The 20,328-nt window shown below is 39.9% G+C and carries 20 protein-coding genes and 1 tRNA gene; 9 read left to right on the forward strand and 12 right to left on the reverse strand.

Translation table 11 applies throughout. The features are described 5' to 3' along the window. The first annotated feature begins 12 nt into the window (after window positions 1-12). Genes M8998_RS01385 through M8998_RS01395 form a run of 3 tightly spaced genes read left to right on the forward strand, consistent with a single transcriptional unit; the run spans window position 13 to window position 2,942 of the window. Entirely contained in the window at window positions 13-1,257 is a 1,245-nt protein-coding gene (locus M8998_RS01385; protein WP_249990195.1) for a quaternary amine ABC transporter ATP-binding protein, read from the forward strand. 3 nt (window positions 1,258-1,260) lie between these two features. Beyond that, the gene (locus M8998_RS01390; RefSeq protein ID WP_249990196.1) at window positions 1,261-2,094 is read left to right on the forward strand and encodes an ABC transporter permease; all 834 of its coding nucleotides are present in this window, start codon (window positions 1,261-1,263) and stop codon (window positions 2,092-2,094) included. Further along, the gene (locus tag M8998_RS01395) at window positions 2,091-2,942 is read left to right on the forward strand and encodes a glycine betaine ABC transporter substrate-binding protein (protein WP_249990197.1); all 852 of its coding nucleotides are present in this window, start codon (window positions 2,091-2,093) and stop codon (window positions 2,940-2,942) included. Before M8998_RS01390 ends, M8998_RS01395 begins: the two co-directional genes overlap by 4 nt. 260 nt (window positions 2,943-3,202) lie before the next feature. Here the strand turns inward: M8998_RS01395 and M8998_RS01400 are convergent, their stop codons facing one another. From M8998_RS01400 to M8998_RS01440, 9 genes are all read right to left on the reverse strand, one after another. After that, window positions 3,203-4,429: a glutamate-5-semialdehyde dehydrogenase gene (locus M8998_RS01400; protein WP_284040266.1), complete on the reverse strand. Its 1,227-nt coding sequence runs from the start codon at window positions 4,427-4,429 to the stop codon at window positions 3,203-3,205. Between the two features lie 8 nt (window positions 4,430-4,437). Then, on the reverse strand, window positions 4,438-5,238 hold the full coding sequence (proB, locus tag M8998_RS01405) for a glutamate 5-kinase (RefSeq protein WP_249990199.1): 801 nt from the start codon (window positions 5,236-5,238) through the stop codon (window positions 4,438-4,440). Beyond that, window positions 5,231-6,046, reverse strand: coding sequence for a pyrroline-5-carboxylate reductase (gene proC / locus M8998_RS01410; protein WP_249990200.1), 816 nt, complete (start codon window positions 6,044-6,046; stop codon window positions 5,231-5,233). Before proC ends, proB begins: the two co-directional genes overlap by 8 nt. Before the next feature lie 439 nt (window positions 6,047-6,485). Continuing rightward, window positions 6,486-7,220, reverse strand: a complete 735-nt coding sequence (locus tag M8998_RS01415) for a DUF4397 domain-containing protein (RefSeq protein WP_249990201.1) — start codon at window positions 7,218-7,220, stop codon at window positions 6,486-6,488. A gap of 197 nt (window positions 7,221-7,417) precedes the next feature. Then, window positions 7,418-8,584: a molecular chaperone DnaJ gene (dnaJ, locus tag M8998_RS01420; RefSeq protein ID WP_249990202.1), complete on the reverse strand. Its 1,167-nt coding sequence runs from the start codon at window positions 8,582-8,584 to the stop codon at window positions 7,418-7,420. A gap of 11 nt (window positions 8,585-8,595) precedes the next feature. Next, on the reverse strand, window positions 8,596-9,144 hold the full coding sequence (locus tag M8998_RS01425; RefSeq protein WP_249990203.1) for a nucleotide exchange factor GrpE: 549 nt from the start codon (window positions 9,142-9,144) through the stop codon (window positions 8,596-8,598). Between the two features lie 147 nt (window positions 9,145-9,291). Continuing rightward, complete coding sequence (locus M8998_RS01430) at window positions 9,292-9,972, reverse strand: cell division ATP-binding protein FtsE (protein ID WP_249990205.1); 681 nt, start codon at window positions 9,970-9,972, stop codon at window positions 9,292-9,294. A gap of 6 nt (window positions 9,973-9,978) precedes the next feature. Beyond that, complete coding sequence (locus M8998_RS01435) at window positions 9,979-10,182, reverse strand: fructose-6-phosphate aldolase (protein WP_249990206.1); 204 nt, start codon at window positions 10,180-10,182, stop codon at window positions 9,979-9,981. 133 nt (window positions 10,183-10,315) lie between these two features. After that, window positions 10,316-11,329 carry an acyl-CoA reductase gene (locus M8998_RS01440; protein ID WP_249990208.1) on the reverse strand — a complete coding sequence of 338 codons (1,014 nt, stop codon included), beginning with the start codon at window positions 11,327-11,329 and terminating at the stop codon, window positions 10,316-10,318. A gap of 170 nt (window positions 11,330-11,499) precedes the next feature. Between M8998_RS01440 and M8998_RS01445 the strand changes: the two genes are divergently transcribed. Both M8998_RS01445 and putP read left to right on the forward strand, forming a co-directional pair. Further along, window positions 11,500-11,850 carry a 4Fe-4S dicluster domain-containing protein gene (locus tag M8998_RS01445; protein WP_116774787.1) on the forward strand — a complete coding sequence of 117 codons (351 nt, stop codon included), beginning with the start codon at window positions 11,500-11,502 and terminating at the stop codon, window positions 11,848-11,850. A 138-nt stretch (window positions 11,851-11,988) separates the two neighbouring features. Then, window positions 11,989-13,485, forward strand: coding sequence for a sodium/proline symporter PutP (gene putP / locus M8998_RS01450; protein ID WP_249990209.1), 1,497 nt, complete (start codon window positions 11,989-11,991; stop codon window positions 13,483-13,485). 68 nt (window positions 13,486-13,553) lie between these two features. Here the strand turns inward: putP and rpsU are convergent, their stop codons facing one another. Together rpsU and M8998_RS01460 are read right to left on the reverse strand one after the other, a co-directional pair. Continuing rightward, window positions 13,554-13,745: a 30S ribosomal protein S21 gene (gene rpsU / locus M8998_RS01455; protein WP_066753982.1), complete on the reverse strand. Its 192-nt coding sequence runs from the start codon at window positions 13,743-13,745 to the stop codon at window positions 13,554-13,556. Between the two features lie 102 nt (window positions 13,746-13,847). Next, window positions 13,848-14,477: an HAD family hydrolase gene (locus tag M8998_RS01460; RefSeq protein ID WP_249990210.1), complete on the reverse strand. Its 630-nt coding sequence runs from the start codon at window positions 14,475-14,477 to the stop codon at window positions 13,848-13,850. Between the two features lie 87 nt (window positions 14,478-14,564). Between M8998_RS01460 and M8998_RS01465 the strand changes: the two genes are divergently transcribed. Then, window positions 14,565-14,638: transfer RNA gene (locus M8998_RS01465), tRNA-Ile, on the forward strand. 426 nt (window positions 14,639-15,064) lie between these two features. Here M8998_RS01465 and M8998_RS01470 read toward each other — a convergent pair. After that, window positions 15,065-16,315 carry a TolC family protein gene (locus M8998_RS01470; protein WP_249990211.1) on the reverse strand — a complete coding sequence of 417 codons (1,251 nt, stop codon included), beginning with the start codon at window positions 16,313-16,315 and terminating at the stop codon, window positions 15,065-15,067. 471 nt (window positions 16,316-16,786) lie between these two features. Here M8998_RS01470 and M8998_RS01475 point away from each other — a divergent pair, with 471 nt between their 5' ends. The 3 genes from M8998_RS01475 to M8998_RS01485 all read left to right on the forward strand — a co-directional run bounded on the left by M8998_RS01475 (window position 16,787) and on the right by M8998_RS01485 (window position 20,278). After that, window positions 16,787-18,433: a vitamin K epoxide reductase family protein gene (locus tag M8998_RS01475; RefSeq protein WP_249990212.1), complete on the forward strand. Its 1,647-nt coding sequence runs from the start codon at window positions 16,787-16,789 to the stop codon at window positions 18,431-18,433. Window positions 18,434-18,561: 128 nt separating this feature from the next. Continuing rightward, the gene (locus M8998_RS01480) at window positions 18,562-18,819 is read left to right on the forward strand and encodes a hypothetical protein (RefSeq protein ID WP_249990213.1); all 258 of its coding nucleotides are present in this window, start codon (window positions 18,562-18,564) and stop codon (window positions 18,817-18,819) included. A gap of 103 nt (window positions 18,820-18,922) precedes the next feature. Beyond that, the gene (locus tag M8998_RS01485; protein WP_249990215.1) at window positions 18,923-20,278 is read left to right on the forward strand and encodes a glycosyltransferase family 25 protein; all 1,356 of its coding nucleotides are present in this window, start codon (window positions 18,923-18,925) and stop codon (window positions 20,276-20,278) included. Window positions 20,279-20,328 lie beyond the last annotated feature (50 nt).

The raw sequence follows: 20,328 nt of genomic DNA on the forward strand, positions 1-20,328 counted from the left end.
CATACAATTATTATGAAAGAAGAAAGACCCGTAAAAATTAAGGTCGAAGATTTAGTGTTGATTTTCGGAAAGCAAAAAGACAATGCACTGAAGATGCTAAATGAAGGCCATAGCAAGAAAGAGATATTAGCTAAGACTCATTGTACAGTGGGTATCAACAAGGCAAATTTTGAGATTTATGAAGGTGAGTTCTTCGTGATCATGGGATTATCCGGCAGTGGAAAGTCTACCTTGTTGCGTTGTCTGAATCGCTTGATTGAGCCAACCGGGGGTAACATCTACATAAATGGAAACGATATTACCCGAAAAAACCACAAGGAACTGCTCGACGTACGTCGTACAGAGATGAGCATGGTGTTCCAAAAATTTGGACTGTTGCCACACCGAAGTATATTAGACAATGTGGCTTTTGGTTTGGAGATTCGAGGAGAGGATGTTGAAACAAGAGAAAAAAAGGCTCAACAGGCGATAGATACCGTTGGTCTGCAGGGTTTTGAACAGCAATCTCCTGCACAGCTATCCGGAGGTATGCAGCAGCGTGTAGGTTTAGCGCGTGCGCTAACCAATGATCCCGAAGTATTGCTGATGGATGAGGCATTTTCTGCTCTGGATCCTTTAATAAAAACCGAAATGCAGGATGAATTGATCAGCCTGCAGAATAAATTGCAAAAGACGGTGGTATTCGTTACGCATGACTTGGACGAAGCCATTAAGTTAGGTGATCGTATTGTGATTATGAAAGACGGTATTATCGAGCAGATTGGCACAGCAGAGGAAATATTGACTAATCCGGCCACACCGTATGTGGAAGCTTTTGTGGAGAAGGTAGATCGGAAGACGATCATTACGGCAGGCTCGTTGATGCATAAAAAACCAACCACCGTGCGATTTGGCAAAGATGGTCCAGAGGGAACATTGAGGAAAATGCGTACAACAGGACTGGATGTGCTACCCGTTGTCGACGATAATCAGACTTTCTTAGGTTTTGTGTGGGTCAACGAAGTCCTTCAGTGCGCAAAACGACAAGATGCTACCGTGGTCAATGTCCTGAAAAAGGACGTGCCCACCGTCACAACGGACGTGACAGTCGAAGAAATGCTGCCATTGATTACGGCCACGCGCTCACCCATAGCCGTCACGAATAAGGATACGGGAGCTTTGCTCGGTATTGTATCCCAAAATTCCGTCGTTATTGAAGCTACGCGCTTTAACGAGCAAGAGATCACTGAATTGAAAGAAAATGCCAACCACAATTAAATCATGGAAAAGACAATAGATATAGGACAATACATAGCCATCGCGGTCAAATGGTTAATGGCGAACCTGCGACCGGTATTTGATTTTATAAAAACATCGGGTAACGCTGGGATTGAAAGTATTGAGTGGGTATTGGTAACGATTCCCTTTTTCATCACGATTGCTTTATTTACTGCCGCTGCCTGGCGTTATGCCAGTCGTGGTGTCGCGGCCTTTACATTGGCTGGTTTAGCACTAATTTATTTGATGGGTTTCTGGGAAGAGACCATGCAGACACTCGCGCTGATTATTTCATCCACCATTATCGCGCTGATTATCGCTATTCCTTTGGGGATTTGGTCGGCAAAAAACAGCACCGCTCATCGGGTTATTCGTCCTTTGTTAGATTTGATGCAGACCATGCCTGCGTTTGTTTATTTGATTCCTGCAGTATTATTTTTTAGCATTGGAAAGCTGCCTGGCGCTTTTGCTACCATTATTTTTGCTATGCCGCCTGCGGTTCGCTTAACCGCTTTGGGCATCCAACAAGTGCCGGCAGATGTATTGGAGGCGGCACGCTCATTAGGAGCTACGCAAAAGCAGATCTTGTTTAAAGTAGAATTGCCTTTGGCGCTTAAAACAATTTTAACAGGTGTTAATCAGACCATCTTGCTATCGCTATCGATGGTCGTGATTGCCGGAATGATTGCCGCCGGTGGGTTAGGAGAGAAGGTGCTGGAAGGAATTAACAATCTCGATATTGGTTTGGGGTTTGAAAGCGGTCTATCCGTGGTGATTTTAGCCATTGTGCTGGACCGTATCACACAGGGTTTTGGCAATAAAATGAGTGTAAAATGAGACGTATAATATATTTTGTTTGCTTCTATCTTGGCCTCTTTCTATTGTTTGGAAGTTGCGGGGGAAGGATCGGTAAGCGTATTAGTATGGGAATGGTTGAGGGTTGGGCAGAAGGTAATGCCATGACCCTTGTAACCAAAGAGTTCCTGACGCAGAAAGGTTATCTGGTGGTAACGCATAAAGCGGCTCCAAACTTATTATTGGCTTCCATGGATAATGGCGATACCGATGTGTTTATGAACGTGTGGCTTCCCACTACCCATGGTGATAAAGTGGCACCTTTTGGTCATATAAAGAGTGCTGGTATTAATTACGAAGGAGCTCGCTTGGGATTGGTAGTGCCGAAATATGTTGATATCAATTCCATCGAAGAACTGAACGACAATAAAGATAAGTTCGGTGGTCGGATAGTTGGTATTGAACGTGGATCTGGCATGGCGACCTACACGGATAGCGTTATAATGGCCTATGATTTGGATTATCGACAGTTAAATTCTTCAATGATTGCGATGGCTTCCGAGCTGCAGAAAGCGATAGACGAGCAACGATGGATTGTCGTAACGGCATGGCAACCGCACTGGCTTTTTGGGCGATATGATGTGAAGTTTTTAGAAGATCCAAAGAAGATATACGGCGATACCGAGCATATAGAAACATTCGTGCGCGAGGATTTTGAGTTGGATTATCCAGCCGTTTATCGCTATTTTCAACATGCTTTTTTTGAGGAGGATGTGTTGTCAGATTTATTGACGCGGATGGAAGCCAGTAAAAATGAAAAAGAAACTGCCCGGGAGTGGGTAGAAGAAAATCAAGAACTGCTCAACTCCTGGTGGGACGATAGAGAATAAATAAATAAAGGCATCCTAATCGGGATGCCTTTATTTGTAGTATATTTAATTGTCCAAACTAGATAATCGAAGACCTTAAAAAATGCGTCATTGCGAGGAAGTATGACGAAGCAATCTGAATTTTACGAACATAAGATTGCGTCGTCGTCGTTCCTCCTTCTCGCAATGACGTTTTTAGGTTACTTTTAATTTAAAAAGTAGCATTTTTACTTATCCAAGCTGTCTTGATAGAAAGTAACCATGATAGACCGTTGAAATCCCTATTCCCGGACTTGTCCTTCTCCAAATACATAGTACTTGTTGGTGACCAATTGCTCTAAACCAAGTGGACCACGATGATGCAATTTATCCGTACTAATGGCTAACTCTGCACCAACGCCCATTTGCCCGCCGTCGGTGAAGCGTGTCGATGCATTATGATATACGGCAGCACAGTCTACCTGCTCCATAAAAGCTTGTGCTTTTTGTGTGTCGGTACTAAAGATGATCGCCGAATGCCCGCCACTACAGTTGTTGATTTTCTCGACCGCGGCAGGAAGATCAGCTGCCAAACCGATAGCAATCTTTTTCGCCAGAAATTCTTCGTGCCAAGCCTCATCTGGAAGCGATTGGGAGGAAGCAAAATAGCTGCGAAGCGGCTCATCGGCCAATATCTCGACAGATTCTTTGGCAAAATGCTTACCTAACTCCCGTACTCTTTCTTCAAAATTCGGCAAGGCCGGATTGATCAAAATTTTATCTAACGCGTTGCAAGCACTGATCTTATCGATTTTGGAATGCACGACCACTTTTAAAGCCATCTCCCAATCGGCATCCCCGCTGATGTAAGCAAAGTTATTGCCTCGCCCACTAATCAATACTGCACAGCGTGCATGTTCTTTTACGAAAGCAATCAATCGTTCGCCACCTCGGGGTACGATAAGATCTAGCCTTTGCGGAGGGTTGCGTAAAAACTCCTGTGTATCTTCCCGGTTTAGTGTGAGCAGTTGAATCCAATCTTTTGGTAACTCATGTTCAGCTAAGGCACGATGCCAACAATCTACGAGCGCCTGATTGGTATGTACTGCTTCTTTGCCACCTTTCAATAAGATACGGTTATTCGCTTTAAAAGCAAGTACCGCCGCCTCGATAGTCACATCCGGTCGTGATTCATAGATAATCATGATGGTACCGAATGGCGCTGTCTGATTAACGATGTGTAAACCATTTTCTAAAGTAAGATCGGAGATGGTTTTGCCAACAGGATCTTCCTGTCCGGCTACTGCGCGAACCGCACGGATCATCTCGTCGATTTTCTTGTCATTAACCAGCAATCGGTCATAAAGAGCCTGATCCTGCCCCTGAAAATTGGCAATATCTTCTGCGTTCGCCGCTAGAATTTCCGTGCGACTATTGTCTAATATGTTGATCATTGACGTCAACACCTGATTTTTAATGTCTGTATGTAAACGTTTCATGTTATCTTTTCTTTTTAATATATTAATCAGTTTTTGGACTACACAGTAAACTTCGTACCCACGTCCATGCCATTCACAATATCGAGCACGACATTTGGTCGTTTACCATTTGCAATATAGGTGGTAATGCCCAGATTGGCGGTCTTTTTGGCAATATTTAGTTTGGATTTCATACCACCACGACCTTGTGCTTCGCCCTTGGTGCTTTCTTGTACGAATTGCTCCACGGGCTCATCCGCACTGATGTGACTCAGTAACTCACTGTCCGGATCCTCCGGATGCCCGCTGAAGAAGCCGTCGGCATCCGTCAATAGGATAAGCATATCTGCCTGAATTAGTTCTGCTACCAAGCTCGCTAATTCATCATTGTCCGTAAAAGTGGACATCGATAAGGATACAGCATCATCTTCATTGGCAATTGGCACAACGCCTTCCTGAAGTAGCCCCTCGTAACAGTTAATCATATTCTCGCGGTGGGGACCAGCATCAAAATCTCTTTTCGTAGCCAGCACCTGCGCGCATCTTATTCCGTAGGAACGAAATAAGGTATAATAATGCCGCATCATACGCGGTTGTCCAATCGCGGAGAATACCTGGCGACGAATAATTTTATCATCTGTTTTCAACTGATGACGCATCACCTCTTTTCCGGCGATCACGGAGCCAGATGATACCAACACGGTCATGATGTCTTGTTCATGTAGGTAGGCAATCTGGTCTACCAATTTTTGAAGCACCTTTTCTACGATGCGATTGTCTTTATTCGTGATAACGTGTGTCCCCACTTTGATGACTACACGCTTTATAGTTTTAGAATCTTTCTCTGTTGTATTATGCATGGTTAAATTCTTTTCCCAATTCTACCGCTCGGTTGAATGCAGCATAAGCGGCCTCTTTAATTTGTTCTTTTACGTTATTATCTTCCATGGAGTCCAGCGCAGCTTGTGTAGTGCCACCTTTGGAGGCTACTTTGGCCATCCAGGCATTTGGATCTAAATCGGATGAACCGAAAAGCTCCACAGCGCCTGCAAATGTCTGGTACACTAAAGTACGTGCTTCTCTACCAGAGAATCCCATTTGTTGTGCTGCCTCCATCATGGATTGCATAAAATAAAAAATGTAAGCGGGGCCGCTACCGGAGATTCCTGTAGAAGCGTCGATGTCATTTTCGGTATCTAAATAAATAGAGCGACCGGTTGTGTCTAATAACTGTTTGATCGTAGAACGCTCCAATCGAGAAACCTCTTTGGATGCGGTAAAGGACGTCATTCCTAATCCAACTTGTGCAGGCAGGTTAGGCATGGCACGAATAACTTTTGTCATGCCGAGTCCTTCTTGTATCACTTTGATGGTGACGCCCGCCATGATGGAAACAAAGACCTGTTCGTCATTTACAAACGGTTTCATTTCCTCCATCAAACCTTGTGCATGATTCGGTTTGACTGCAATAAATATCACGTCTGCCTCGGGCAAGCAGGCACTAAGCTCCGTATAACCATCCAACAATGGATTGCGTGATAGTTCGGCTACCCGTTCCTCTGATTTGTCTAAAATCATCAGATCGTTAGTCTTTAAAATAGTAGATTTTGCAATAGCTTCCGCGTAGGTGAAGCCCATATTCCCCCCTCCAATTACAAGTACTTTCATAGATATGTAATATTGATTTTAAAAATTTTGAAAATGAAGATTTTCTTCACTTTTCCATCTAAAATGAAGCAATATTCGTGCAAAATGCACTAAAATCACTTGTTTTATGCGATTTTTTGTATAATTCTGATTTCATAAAAATGGGATTTCATACGTATTTATAGCCTATCTCTCTCCAAAGCTATAATATTACATAAGACTGCAATTGTGTCATAACTACACTTTGGTATGGCAGGTAGCTTCGCGCTGGCTGCCAAATAAGAGGTTGGTGTAAGTTTCTGAGATATTTTTGTAAAGAAATGCCCTCGACGAGATCGAATGACTATGAAAAAGCAAAACGCCTATATCAAAGATATAGGCGTTAAAGTAAATTGCGCATATGCGAAAACCCCCATATTTTTATAAAAATATGGGGGTTAATATCATTCGCTTGAAAGGTCTATTGACCAGAGAAGAACACGCCAATTTTTAAAGCTTTTGCCTTTTCCTCTGCACTTTCGCCTGTAGAAGCTTTATCTCCTAGTAAAACGATGGAAATATAACTATTTGATCTAAAATCATATGATGCTAGTTTTGCTAACTCTTGTCCATCCAGCGTTTTAACTATAATATCAGCTGCACCCGCATCCCTCGGGCTAAGGATAAACCTCTCGCTAGTCACTGCATTTGCTTGGGTTTCCGGAACGCGATTACTTAAAGTCTCTACCTTTTGGCCACCAATAAATAGATCTACTGCTTCTACTCCTTCTCCTAAATTCAAAAATCGAATTCTTGTTTTGGTTTCGGTGCTTTGATCTGGGGTGTCGTTAAGTAATAGAAATTTTGCAGGAATAGCTTTTCCATAGATATATGCCGAATAGTATTTGTCGACTGCAGTTCTGATAGGTGCTTTATCTATCAAAATTTGATTAGTTGTTTGATTAAGAACTGTTAGTGTTAGATCGTTCAAATTGGTATTGAAAAGTGCGCCTGAATTTTCGCTATACCGAAGGGTTCCCAATGTTTGGTCAACAAATCTTAATTGTGTTCCTGAAAGTGGAGAATATGCATTTATAACAGAAATTCTAGAACCCGGAACGGCAGGAGCGGGCTCCTCATTTTTCATACAGCTTCCAAACAACACCACGCTCAGTGCTATCGCACAAGCTTTCTTTAAGTTCACTAATTGTTTCATGTAGATTTTACGTTAGTCTTTTTATTATAGTAATTTTTTATTTACCCATTATACGGTTGTTAGTAGCGCTTCGCTACAAGCGTTTATTAATTTTTACGGAGATTGGCTAAAAATACAAAGAGGTTGCCACAATGGCAACCTCTTTAATACTAGCAATTTTGTATTTCCTATCGGTAGGCAGATAGGAACGCTGACTATTATTCGAAATATTCTTTGATGCGCTCAAAGAATGACTTTTCATTCTTACCAGGTTGTGGCTTGAAATTAGAAGATTCTTTCAATTTTTCTAAGACATCACGCTCTTCCTTAGAAACTGCTTTTGGTGTCCAGACATTTACGTAAACCAATTGATCACCTTTATGATAGGAGTTGACTTCTGGAAGTCCTTTACCTTTCAGGCGTAAAATTTTGCCGCCTTGTGTGCCGGGCTCGATCTTGATCTTTGCCTTACCATCGATGGTTGGGATCTCTACACTAGTGCCTAATGCTGCATCTGCAAAATTGATATACAAATCGTAAATTACATTGATGCCATCGCGTTTCAACGACTCGTGAGGAGTTTCTTCCACAAGAATGATCAAATCTCCAGGGATGCCGCCACGAGGAGCTGCATTACCTTTGCCACTCATAGACAATTGCATGCCTTCGCTTACGCCAGCTGGAATATTGATGGTGATGTTCTCATCACTACGTGTCAAGCCCTCACCTTTACAAGTAGTACATTTAGCGGTGATTTCGATGCCTTCTCCATTACAAGTCGGACAAGTGCTAGTCGTTTGCATCTGGCCAAGAATGGTGTTGGTGACACGTCTTACCGAGCCAGAGCCATTACAGGTGCTACACGTGTGGTAAGAGCTCTTGTCTTTGGCACCAGTGCCATCACATGTCTGGCAAGCGACCTGTTTGTTGACTTTAATTTTTTTCTCTACACCCTGGGCAACTTCTTCCAGCGTGAGTTTTATTTTTACGCGTAAATTGGATCCGCGTTGTACACGACGACCGCCACCACGTGAGCCGCCACCGCCGAAAAAGCCTTCAAACGGATTGCCGCCACCGCCGCCACCGAAAATATCTCCAAATTGGCTGAAGATATCATCCATGTTCATGCCGCCTGCACCGCCCCCATATCCACCGGCAGCACTATTTCCTGCATGACCAAATTGATCGTAGCGTCTGCGTTTCTCCGGATTGCTAAGTACCTCGTAGGCTTCCGCAGCTTCCTTAAATTTTTCTTCTGCTGCTGCATCATCCGGATTTTTGTCCGGGTGGTGCTTAATCGCAAGCTTGCGGTAAGAAGACTTAATCTCTGCGGCTTCTGCTCCTCTTGAAACACCTAATACGTCGTAGTAATCTCTTTTTGACATCTTTTCCTTTTCTATTGACCAATCACCACTTTGGCAAATCGGATTACTTTATCATTCAATATATACCCTTTCTCCACTACATCGATCACTTTGTTTTTCATGTCGTCTGTAGGAGCGGGGATTGCCGTAATAGCTTCCTGAAATTCCGAATCGAATGCCTGGCCAACTACGTCCATTTCTTTCAGACCTTGTTGCTCCATCAATTTTCTAAACTTAGTATTGACTAACTCAACCCCTTCTTTCACGGTAGCTACATCTTGCGCTGCCGCCATCGAAATAATGGCGCGATCCATATCATCCAGCACAGGTAAAAGTTTTCCAATTACTTCTTTTCCGGCAGATTGAATAATTTCTATCTTCTCGCGAGAGGTTCTTTTTTTGTAATTCTCAAATTCAGCAAGCAGGCGTGCATATTTGTCCTGTGCTTCCTCTAATTTTACAGCGACATCCGAATCCTCGACAGCTTCTGTCGCCTCTTGCTCACTGTTTTCCTCATTGGAAACAAGGTTATCTTGCTCCAAACTCTCTTCTTCTTGATTATGTTCGTGTTCGTTTACCATTACGCTATACTATAAAACAATCCCTAGTTGTCCCCAAGGATGTTCAATTTTTTTGCCAATACCAGATTCGCCGACAGCCTGTCAGTTTTCAATGGTATGAACAAACAATTTGTCTGCTTTGTGTAATTGTGTCAGTTATTGACGGTCTTAGATCGTGACATTGTCGTGCAGTGCGCCATCTGCGGTGCGCAGAATACGAGACGGCATATTGCGGATGATTTGATAATCATGCGTAGCCATTAGTACCGCTGTACCAGACGAAGCAATGTCGCGCAGCAATAGAATGATCTCTTCGGAGGTAGCGGGATCCAAGTTTCCGGTAGGCTCATCAGCAAGGATGATCTCGGGGTCATTGAGCAAAGCACGTGCAATCACCACTCGCTGCTGCTCACCGCCGGATAGTTCGTGTGGCATTTTTTTCAATTTGGAACGAAGACCTACTTTCTCTAATACGTCAACCATCCGATTTTCGATCAGCCCGCGATCCTTCCAGCCCGTAGCTTTTAAAGCAAACTCTAGGTTTTTTTCTACAGTACGATCATTCAGCAAATGAAAATCTTGAAAAACAATACCGAGCTTACGACGTAAATAGGGCACTTCGTTGTCATGCAGTTTTTTTAAATCAAACCCTGCGATCATACCTTCTCCAGTAGCGATGTACAGGTCTCCGTAGATAATTTTCAAAAGACTACTTTTTCCGGATCCGGACTGGCCGATCAAATAGATAAATTCACCCGATTGAATACTAAGATTCACATTAGCCAGTACGAGGTGCTTCTGCTGATAGATATCGATATTTTTGAGTCTGATAACGGAATGTTCTGTCATAAAAAATTATAAATCAAGTTTGACGATCTGACCGAAAGGAATTTCTTGAGCGATGCCCATGATGTAGTCCATTTTGTCGCCTAAACCTATTTTGTCTAGGGATTTATCTGGTCTATCGACACGAAAATAAGCCAATAGGGTAAAGGCCTCATCACGTAATTGTACGTAATCTGGAATTTTTGCTACACCTTTTACTTTTATTAAATACATCTCAACGGTCAAATACAAACTTTAGTTGTCAAATGTAAAGTTCAATTATCAAATGTATAGTTTTTTCACGATAAGCGCCGGAATTGGCCTGAAAATTAACAATTCTTTTGACGAATCTCAACGTAGTTCTGATCTATCTATGTTTCTCCAAGAAAGCTAAAATATCGATACCATCGGCATAATCATCCAATGCCGGACACTGACTTTCTCCAAATGCGAAGACGGGAACGTTTAGGGAGATACTTGAGCTGGAAACTACACATTGGATGTGATCCTGTGCCGCATGGATATCCGCAGCCACGTCAGTCAATGACGTGTAGCGCTCGAAATGTACCACGGCTAGGGGAGAAGCCCATTGGGTATCTTCTTTAAGCAGTAGAAAACCATTGTCAAAGTGTATATCTCCGTTAATTAAGAAAATCGATTTATTGTAGTCATAGTTGTTGGCATACTTATGATGCTGCCCGATCGGATGAAATGTGGCAATACCTTCATAAAATGCGGAAATATCATAATGCTCGGGGATGTATATTTTTGATACCGAACGGCAACCTAATCCAAAGTAATCAAAGATGTCGTGACCAAGTTGTAGTAACTGATCTGAAGATTCGTTGCCTTGGAGTATAGCGACAGAATTTCTGTTTTTTCGAATAATATGCGGTTTCTTTCCGAAATAGTACTCGAAATAACGGGCTGAGTTGTTACTTCCTGTAGCTATGATCAGATCGTGCATGCCCAATCGTTCAACAATCTCGATTTTGTCTGCAAATAATGGTTCTATTTGGATTAATTGCTGTAATAACCATACAGTCAACCCTGCATCGTCCGAGGAAGGCTTTATTTGTACACGGAAACCACTAATCAAAACGCTTAATATATCATGAAAGCCAACCAAAGGAATATTTCCTGCCAATACCAGCGCGACCGTTTTATCGGAAAGTTTTTGAGGGATTTGTGCTGTCCAACTTTCTAATTTGCTTTCGGTGAGGTTTTGTGTAATGGCACGAAGCTGCCGATTTACATTTTCAGCGGTGTACCAAGGATTTTTTATTTCAGTACTTAGTAATAAGCTTGCTATATCTGAATCATCTTTTCTGAGATAATCCCCCAATTTGGTAAATGCTGCTATTCGTTGATTCTTTGTCAAAATGCTGTTTTGTTTAAATTATTTAGAACAAATCTCACCGAATTTTGCTCTATCTTTGCGAGTATATACAACTCGGAAAGGAATAATCTATAATACTTATAGATATTCTTAACGGATTGTTTAACTTTGAAGTGCAAAACTAGTTTAAAATAATTATTGAGAGGTTATAAATGGCAATTAAAATAACAGACGAATGTATCAACTGTGGAGCTTGTGAGCCTGAATGCCCTAACAATGCGATCTACGATGCAGGTGTGACCTGGAAGTTTTCTGAAGGTACTGCTTTAGAAGGAGTGATTGATTTTGGTGATGGGGTTACTTTAGATGCAAACGAGTCTCAGGATGCAGTTTCAGATGAGGTTTATTATATCGTGTCGGACAAATGTACGGAATGTGTAGGCTTTCACGATGAGCCACAGTGTGCAGCGGTTTGTCCGGTAGACTGTTGTGTTGAAGATGAAGATATTGTAGAATCTGAGGAAGAATTGTTAGCGAAAAAGGCTTGGCTTCACGCAGAGTAAATTTAATCCACCCATAGTTGGGTAATTATCATAAAAGAAAAAAGCATCGGAATATATCTGATGCTTTTTTCTTTTATGATTTTTTTTGTTTGTACTTGTCCTTTTTGTTACCTTCATACACTTATTAATCTGACAATTATGCATGTTTACGAAGGTATATCCATTGGCCTCTATATGGTATTAATGCTCCTGATAGGCTTTTATTCTTATAAAAAATCTACCGCCAATACGGAGGAATTCTTACTCGGCGGGCGCAATCTTGGTGCAGCTGTCACCGCTTTGTCTGCTGGTGCGGCCGACATGAGCGGCTGGCTGTTGATGGGCTTGCCGGGAGCGATGTATCTGTCCGGTTTATCCGCGTCCTGGATTGCGATCGGTTTGACCTTTGGTGCCTATATGAATTATATCTTGGTAGCCCCGCGTTTGCGAGCTTACACAGAGGTAGCCAATAACGCGATCACGATACCCGTCTTCTTTGAAAACCGCTTTAAAGATAAATCTCAATTATTGAAGATTGCTGCCAGCGTATTAATTTTGATCTTTTTTACGCTGTATACCTCAGCAGGTATGGTTTCTGGCGGCCGTCTGTTCGAATCAGCCTTTAATATGGATTATACTACAGGATTAGTATTTACTTCTGTTGTGGTGGTGATTTACACCTTTATGGGAGGTTTTTTGGCGGTGAGTCTTACGGATTTTGTGCAGGGGGCAATTATGGTTTTAGCATTAGTGATATTACCGATTGTCATGATTATGGAACTTGGTGGGCTGGGTGAGACGTTTGCCGTAATTAGAGAGAAAAATCCAGATTATCTGGATCTTTTCAAAGGAACCACTACGGTAGGAATTGTTTCTTTGCTTGCTTGGGGCTTTGGCTACTTCGGGCAACCGCATATTCTGGTGCGCTTTATGGCGATTGATAAAGTAAGTGATATCAAGAAAGCGCGACATATTGGCATCAGTTGGATGATCTTTACCGTGGGCGGGGCAATGGCGGTAGGTCTATTTGGAATTGCCTATCTGACTAAGAGTGATAGTACGCTGATGATGCAGTTTGATGGTTCCAAAGAGATGGCAGAAACGATCTTTATTTATTTGTCGCGCATTATGTTCCATCCATTGATTGGTGGATTTTTGCTTTCAGCAATTTTGGCGGCCGTCATGAGTACGATTTCGTCGCAGTTATTGGTGACGGCGAGTTCGATGACAGAAGATATTTACAAAGCGCTGTTGCACAAAGAAGCATCTCCAGCACGTATGCTGATCGTGAGCCGGCTGTCTGTTTTATTGGTAGCGATTATAGCGATTCTACTTTCATTAAATCCAAAAGATAGTATTCTAAATTTGGTTGGAAATGCATGGGCAGGCTTTGGCGCTGCTTTTGGGCCTGTTGTTTTATTGGCGCTATTATGGCGAAAATCTACGCGTTGGGGTGCATTAAGTGGGATGTTGACTGGCGGTATCGTTGTGCTATTATGGGTTTATATCCCGCATAATTATAAGGATCTTTATGAGATTATTCCAGGATTTTTCGCAGGTTTGTTGGTCAATTTTGTTGTTTCGTTGGCTACATTTAAGCCCGATGATTCGGTTTCGGAAGACTTTGATAAGATGGAGCGTATGCTGAAGCAGTAGCCTTAATAAAACAATAAGGCGACCTTTTTGGGGGCGCCTTATTGTTTTATTTTGTAAGAATACGTTACTTACGCGTTGTCTAACTGTAAGGATTCTTTATAGATCGCTTTCTTCACTTGGGTACGACGAGTAATAGATTTTTTCTCGTAAGCCTGACGTGAACGTAACTCTCTCAAAACGCCTGTTTTCTCGAATTTCTTCTTGAAACGCTTCAATGCTCTATCTAACGATTCTCCTTCTTTTACATTTACAATAATCATAGCTTTTTATATACCTCCTTTCGTCGTGGAATTCTTGGTGTGCAAAGATAGCTTTATTCGAAGACAAATTAAAGCATTATTCTCAAAAATAAAATATCCCGTTTATAACTGCCAATCGGCCACTATTTTTTCCAGAGGTTCTTCTGTAGTACATAGGGCGGTATGTATTCGGAGTGATTTGGCGGTGGCCAAATGCTGTGGGCTGTCATCAATAAATAGTGTCTCTTCTGGATTGATCTGTGCATCATGTAAGACATAGTCAAAGATGTCACGATCCGGCTTTCGCATCCCCATTTCGTGGGAGTAATACGTTTTTTCAAAAAACACGGTATTACTCTCTACTCCATACTTCTCTTGAATGTGCTGCATACAATAAGCATAATGGATCTCGTTATTGTTGCTGAGTAGGAATAGGCGGTATTTGCTTTTAAGTTGCGTGAGCACTTCGTGTTTACCGGCAGGGACACCAATTAATAACGCATTCCAGGCTTGATCGATATCCGCATCGGAAAGATGCGGTGCGTTAGCTATTTTTCGAATACCTTCCCGAAACTGTGCCGGACTGATCAATCCTTTGTCAAACTGATCAAAAATTTCGTTTTGCTGTTTATGTGCAAATACATCTTCTACATTTTGTACACCCAATTGGCTAAAAGCTTGTTGCGCACGTTGAAAGTCAATAGAGAAGATTACGTTGCCGTAATCTAGTACGATATTTTTGATATTTTGCATGAGAAGATTTTGATTTGTCGCTACAAATATCGATAATTGCATCGTCAAAACAGCGCAGCACACGCCATTTCTGACAATAAATTAACCGCGCCTATAGCTCAGTCGGTTAGAGTAGAAGACTCATAATCTTTTGGTCCCTGGTTCGAGCCCAGGTGGGCGCACAAAGTAAAAAAGTCGTTTTTCTGTAAGGAAAACGGCTTTTTTTGTTTCTCAGGGTACTTTAGGAGCTTGTACCCTGCACTAATCGGAGTTCTCCGATCGGTGTGATTTACATAGTTTTTCATTCAGAGTTTGTAATTATAGGTGATGAAGCCTGTATTCATCTTTTGATTCATGCAGGTTTTGTTGAACTTCACGTAAAACGGTTACAAATAGGTTACAGTAAATAATCGGTTAAGTCCCTTTATATCTTGTAAATACTTCATTATTGGTTGTTAGGGCTATTTCAATTCTTAGCACTCGAAAGACTTAAAATCTCTTGGTTTTTGGTTCGATCCCAAATGGGTGTACAAATCTAAAAAGTCGTTTTTCTACATTGAAAATGACTTTTTTTGTATCTCATGGTATTATCTAAATTTATATAATTCTTAACTACTACTATTTAACACCTTAATAATTTCATTGTAGTACATCGCATTGTATTTAGAAGTTATCACCTTAAATTCACTTAAATTATGATCCAATAATGCTTTTGAAAAGTCTACAGGCGAAGCCAAGCCCAATTCATATCGTTCAGACAAAGCGTCAAGCGAGGTTTTTAGACTTTTAAGTTGCTTTTTAGAAACATTATATTCTTGAATTGATCGATGGTATTCTTGCAAAGACTTTTGGAAAATCTTCTCTTGTTCCATCTTGACCTTCTCTATCTCATTTTTTTGTATCAAAATATTGATATCAGCCTTGTTTTTTGCACTGCGGACTTGAAAACCATCAAAAATAGGAACCGATAGCGATAGCCCTAAATTGAGTGATCTATTTTGATTCACTTGATTAAGAAATGGCATAAAGTTTCCTGTTTGAAAATCAACTCTTTCAGAAGAGTAATTGGTTCCGTATCCTCCTGAAAAAGATATTGTTGGCATGTACCTGTTCTTGGCGATTTTTTGCACTAACTCAGCTTTTGTTAGGTTAATGTTTGCTATCGCAATCAGTGGGTTTTGTGCTAGGGATTCATTTGAGTTTGACGTGTCTGTAATATAAAGATTTTCTATGCTGTTTTCTGGAATTTCAAGCTCAATACTATCTGTATAGGAAATGTTAAGCAGCTGTTTTAGGTCAATTAACGAGTTGATGTAATTGTTTTTACTAGTTAATGCATTAAGCTCATTTGTAGCAACTTGACTTTCAGCTAATGATACATCTACTAGTGTTTTTACGCCCATTTCAAATTGTTCTCTTTGTAGTTGCAATTGTTCCTTAGAAAAATCTAATTGATTAAGGCCAGATTCTAAAAGGGCTCTGTTGGTGATGGCTGTAAAATAGATTTGAAGTAGTTGCAGTTTTGATGATCTATTTAAAGATTTTAGTTCTAAATAGTTTGATTCCAAATTTAGAACTGCATTTCTGATTTGGTTTTGTAGTTCAAAACCTTTAAATATAACAACTTGAGTACCAATATTGGCGTTGGCAAAATTCGTCCATCTGTTTCCAGTTATAAGTTGACCAGCGATCTGGTCAAAGGCTAAACCGAAGTTGTAATTATGACTTAATCCTAAATTTAGCTTGGGTAGTAAGGCGTTCTTTGCATCTTTTACCTCTTGCCGGGCTAATGTAGTTTGATGTTTAAGATTTTGAATATCTATATTTCTTCGATCAAGTATCGATAGAGCTGTAGTCAAATCAATTCTATGTTGAGAGTATGATCTTTGTTGGGAAAATAATATTGATAATAGTATTGTTAATGATGTTTTAAAATTAGTGTAATTGTGAATAATTGAAAATTTAAGGACATGCTTTATCATTTTAATTTTTGTCTGATGTGGTGAGTTCAGAGTGTTAAATTATTCGAGTATATTGTTATTTTTTAATAATTAGATGATTTTTAAATTTTTTTATTCATTGCAACTGTTTTTAATTGAGTTTTTTATAAATATTTAATTTTATTGATATTTTAATGTGGCCACTTAGTTTGATGTGAAATAAAATAAGGTGTTTGTGTTTATAATGTGAGTAATTAAATTTTTTATGTTTGGTAAATTATGGTAGATTTTTTAAATGTAATAATAAAATTAATATTCTTATTAATTGCATAATTAATTTGGTTTTTATAAGTTTGATACGAACCAAACATCTACTCGTTAACCTAATATATGTTTAGTAATCTCAAGCTACTTAGCAATAAAAAACATGATTCTAATGTCGTTTTGGAATCAGTATTGGAGTTTTTTAAAGTGAAATTTACAGATAAGGGTATTGACAAATCTTTAACTCAACATGTTGAATTTCCATCGCTTCTTACCGTAAAAGACGTATTGTCGCAGTATGGTATCCAAAGTGAAGCCATTAGAAAAGGACGTTTTAATTACGCTGATTTTGAGACACCTTTTGTTTGTTCGATCCAGCAAGACAATTGGCCTAGCGCCATGTTTACCGTAGTTAGCGATGCTGACGAAAAAAGTATCACGTACCTTGACCCGATAAAAGGCAGAAACCTGAAAGTTGATGTGCAGCAGTTTGAAAATATTGATAAGGAAGTCATTTTACTTTTAGATGGAGAGCATGTGAAAGATGAGGTAAACTATATCGTAAACAAGCAGGGTGAATGGAGAGATAATTTACTCAATAAACTACCTTATCTTCTTTTCGTAGTACCGATCTTGTTAGCAAGTATCCAATTATGGTTCAGTGCGGAATCAGCAATATTACTTTGGACTTCTTTTTTATTTATTCTTGGTTCATCTGTTGGGCTTATAGCATCAATTCTTCTCATATGGTACGAGATTGATTCTCACAATCCATTTCTAAAAGAAGTCTGTGGTGGTAATGGTCGTAATGTGAATTGTCATGCTGTATTAAACTCTAATTCATCCAATTTTTTAGGTATCAGCTGGTCGGTGTGGGGCTTTGCATATTTTGCCTCCTTCTATCTTACACAGTTTTTATATCCTGGTTTTCACTCCCAAATCAATTTGTGGTCGACAATCTCTTTGGTAGCATCACCATATATTCTGTATTCTATCTACTTTCAAGGGCGTATTATTAAGCAATGGTGTCCGCTATGTCTTACTGTACAGGTTGTTTTGTTAATCAATGCCATTGCTTCTCTTGCTTATCTTTCTAGTGATATCACGCCTCAATGGAATTGGTATTTGACTAGTTTGACAGCAATGCTAAGTATTTCGTTTCTTATTGCAGGTTACTTTATGATACCTCTCCTAAAAAAAGCAAAGGATAGTAAGGACTATGAGCGCAAGTGGAAAAAAATGCGATACAACTCAGATATTTTCTATGGGCTACTACAGAAAAGTGACTCTATCATGACCCCTGCAGAAGGTTTAGGGATCGTTGTCGGAAACCCTGATGCTAAGCTTGAAATATTAAAAGTGTGCAATCCTTATTGTGGTCCTTGTGCCAAAGCACATCCAGAACTTGAGGAGATTATTCAGCATAATCCTAACGTCAAGGTGAGAATTATATTTACCGCAAGTGGCGAAGACTCTGATAGGAAAACGGCGCCAGTTTCGCATTTATTGGCGATCGAAGAGATGCTCGGTGCGAGTGTCGTTCAGAAAGCATTAGATGATTGGTACTTAGCAGAGGAGAAAAACTATGAGATTTTTGCCAGCAAGTACCCTATGAATGAAGAATTACGACAACAAGGAGAGAAAATAAAAAGAATGTATCAGTGGTGCAACGAGATGAAAATTCGTGCTACTCCCACTATCTATATTAATGGGAAGGAACTGCCAGAAAGCTACCAGATAGCAGAACTAAAGCATATTTTATTAGACTTATAAAATATGCCCGAGCCAGTTCGAAATGTACTCGGGCAAAGAGAGCTCACAACCCTCTCTTTATTGCGTATCAAATAAGTAATCCGGTGTGAGCGGATGCAAATTTAATCATATTAAATTTCAAAAAAAAAATGAAAAAAATTTCATTCAAGAGTTTAGGTGTCACGGAAGTAGAACAACTTTCTAGAGATCAATTAAAAACGGTATTGGGCGGATCTAACGGTAGTGGTAGTGGTGGTCAATGCTATGGCTGTAGAACAGATTCGGGTAATTATTCTTGTTGGTATTCTACTGGCAATCCCGAGGAGCTATGTCAACGAGTTTACCCCGGACAGTCCGGCATTATTTTCACACTTATTGATTGCAATGGTTGCACTACGCACGGGTAATTTTTTTAATCAGTCAGTGAGGTTATTCCTCGCTGACTGTCTTTGTTTTAACAATAATGCATTTCACGCTGATGATTAGAGATTTTAATCATTTTTCAATCATATGAGTAGTACTTCTATTCCAACTTATATCATTAACCTAGAAAAGCGCGCTGAAAGGAGACAATTTGCAGAAAACCAGTTTTGCAAACATCCAGAATTCAATGTGAATTTTTTCAAAGCAATCCAAGATAGCAATCCTGCTTTTGGCTTATATAAGTCATTACGTACGATAATCGAAAGTGCTCGTAAAAAGAGATTTCCTCTAGTGTTGATCTGCGAAGATGACCATAAGTTTAGTAACGAATATCAATTTGATGTTTTAAAGAGTTATTTAGAACGTGTAGAAAAATACGAAGCAGATGTGTTCGCGGGCGGAGTAAGTTGGTTTAATTGCGCACTACCTGCGGAAGAAGATTTGTACTGGATAGATAATTTTACTGGGGCCCAATTCTTAATCATTTACGAACGTTTTTATCAAAAAATACTAAACTCTCGATTTACTGAAGTAGATATTATAGACCAGTGGATAAGTAAATTATCAGACAAAATATTTGTTGCAGTACCTATGTTATCGGTGCAACATGACTTTGGATATTCGGATGTAACACCTAAGAATAATGTCGAAGGCAGAGTAGATGTGCTTTTTTCGGATACTAGAAAACGCTGGGAAACACTCAAAGACGTAATAGCACATACGAAAAGGGCAATAACTATTTATAGTCCAGTAGATGTTGAACAAGATATGCAATTATCGACTTATGTACTTAATACGGATCACCATACTGATCGATTGGCGAGTATACAACAACAGTTTGACTATAGACAAGAATTTGATATCTCTGTAATAAGGATCGAAAATCGAAAAAGTGAAGTATTTGAATTATGGAATGCTCTTCAACATATTGTAGAAATTGCGTCTGAGCAAGAGGAAGATGTGATCTTAATCTGCCAAGATGACCATGTTTTTTGTGATGCATATAACAAGCTGGCGCTTTTTGAGTCGATATATCAAGGTGCTTTTCTAGGAGCAGATATTATCTTAGGTAGTACAGCGGTTACGCAACAGATAATACCGGTCAGTAATCATCTTTCTTGGACTAGTGTTTTTCAAGACTCGTCATTTATTGTAATCTACAGTAGTTTATTTCAAACTATTCTAGATTCAACTTTTGATGATAATGACTCGGTCGATAAAAAATTATCTTCTCTAACCGCTAATAAGTACATCATCTATCCATTCGTTTCAGGCCGAAAGGAATTTGCGTGCTCCGAGACGAAAAACGATGCTTTATCAATTAAACAGAATTCCCCAAATTATGGCTTAAGTGAGCGCAAAATTTTAGAAGTGATGAAAATGTTTAATCGTCTAACAATAAAAAATAATAAAGATACGACTGATTTGACTGTGATAAATTGATATCTACTAAGTTTTTATGTGTTGCCTTGTGTTCTATATTGTTGGAAAAT

It is taken from the genome of Sphingobacterium sp. lm-10, assembly GCF_023554555.1.
GTDB lineage: Bacteria > Bacteroidota > Bacteroidia > Sphingobacteriales > Sphingobacteriaceae > Sphingobacterium.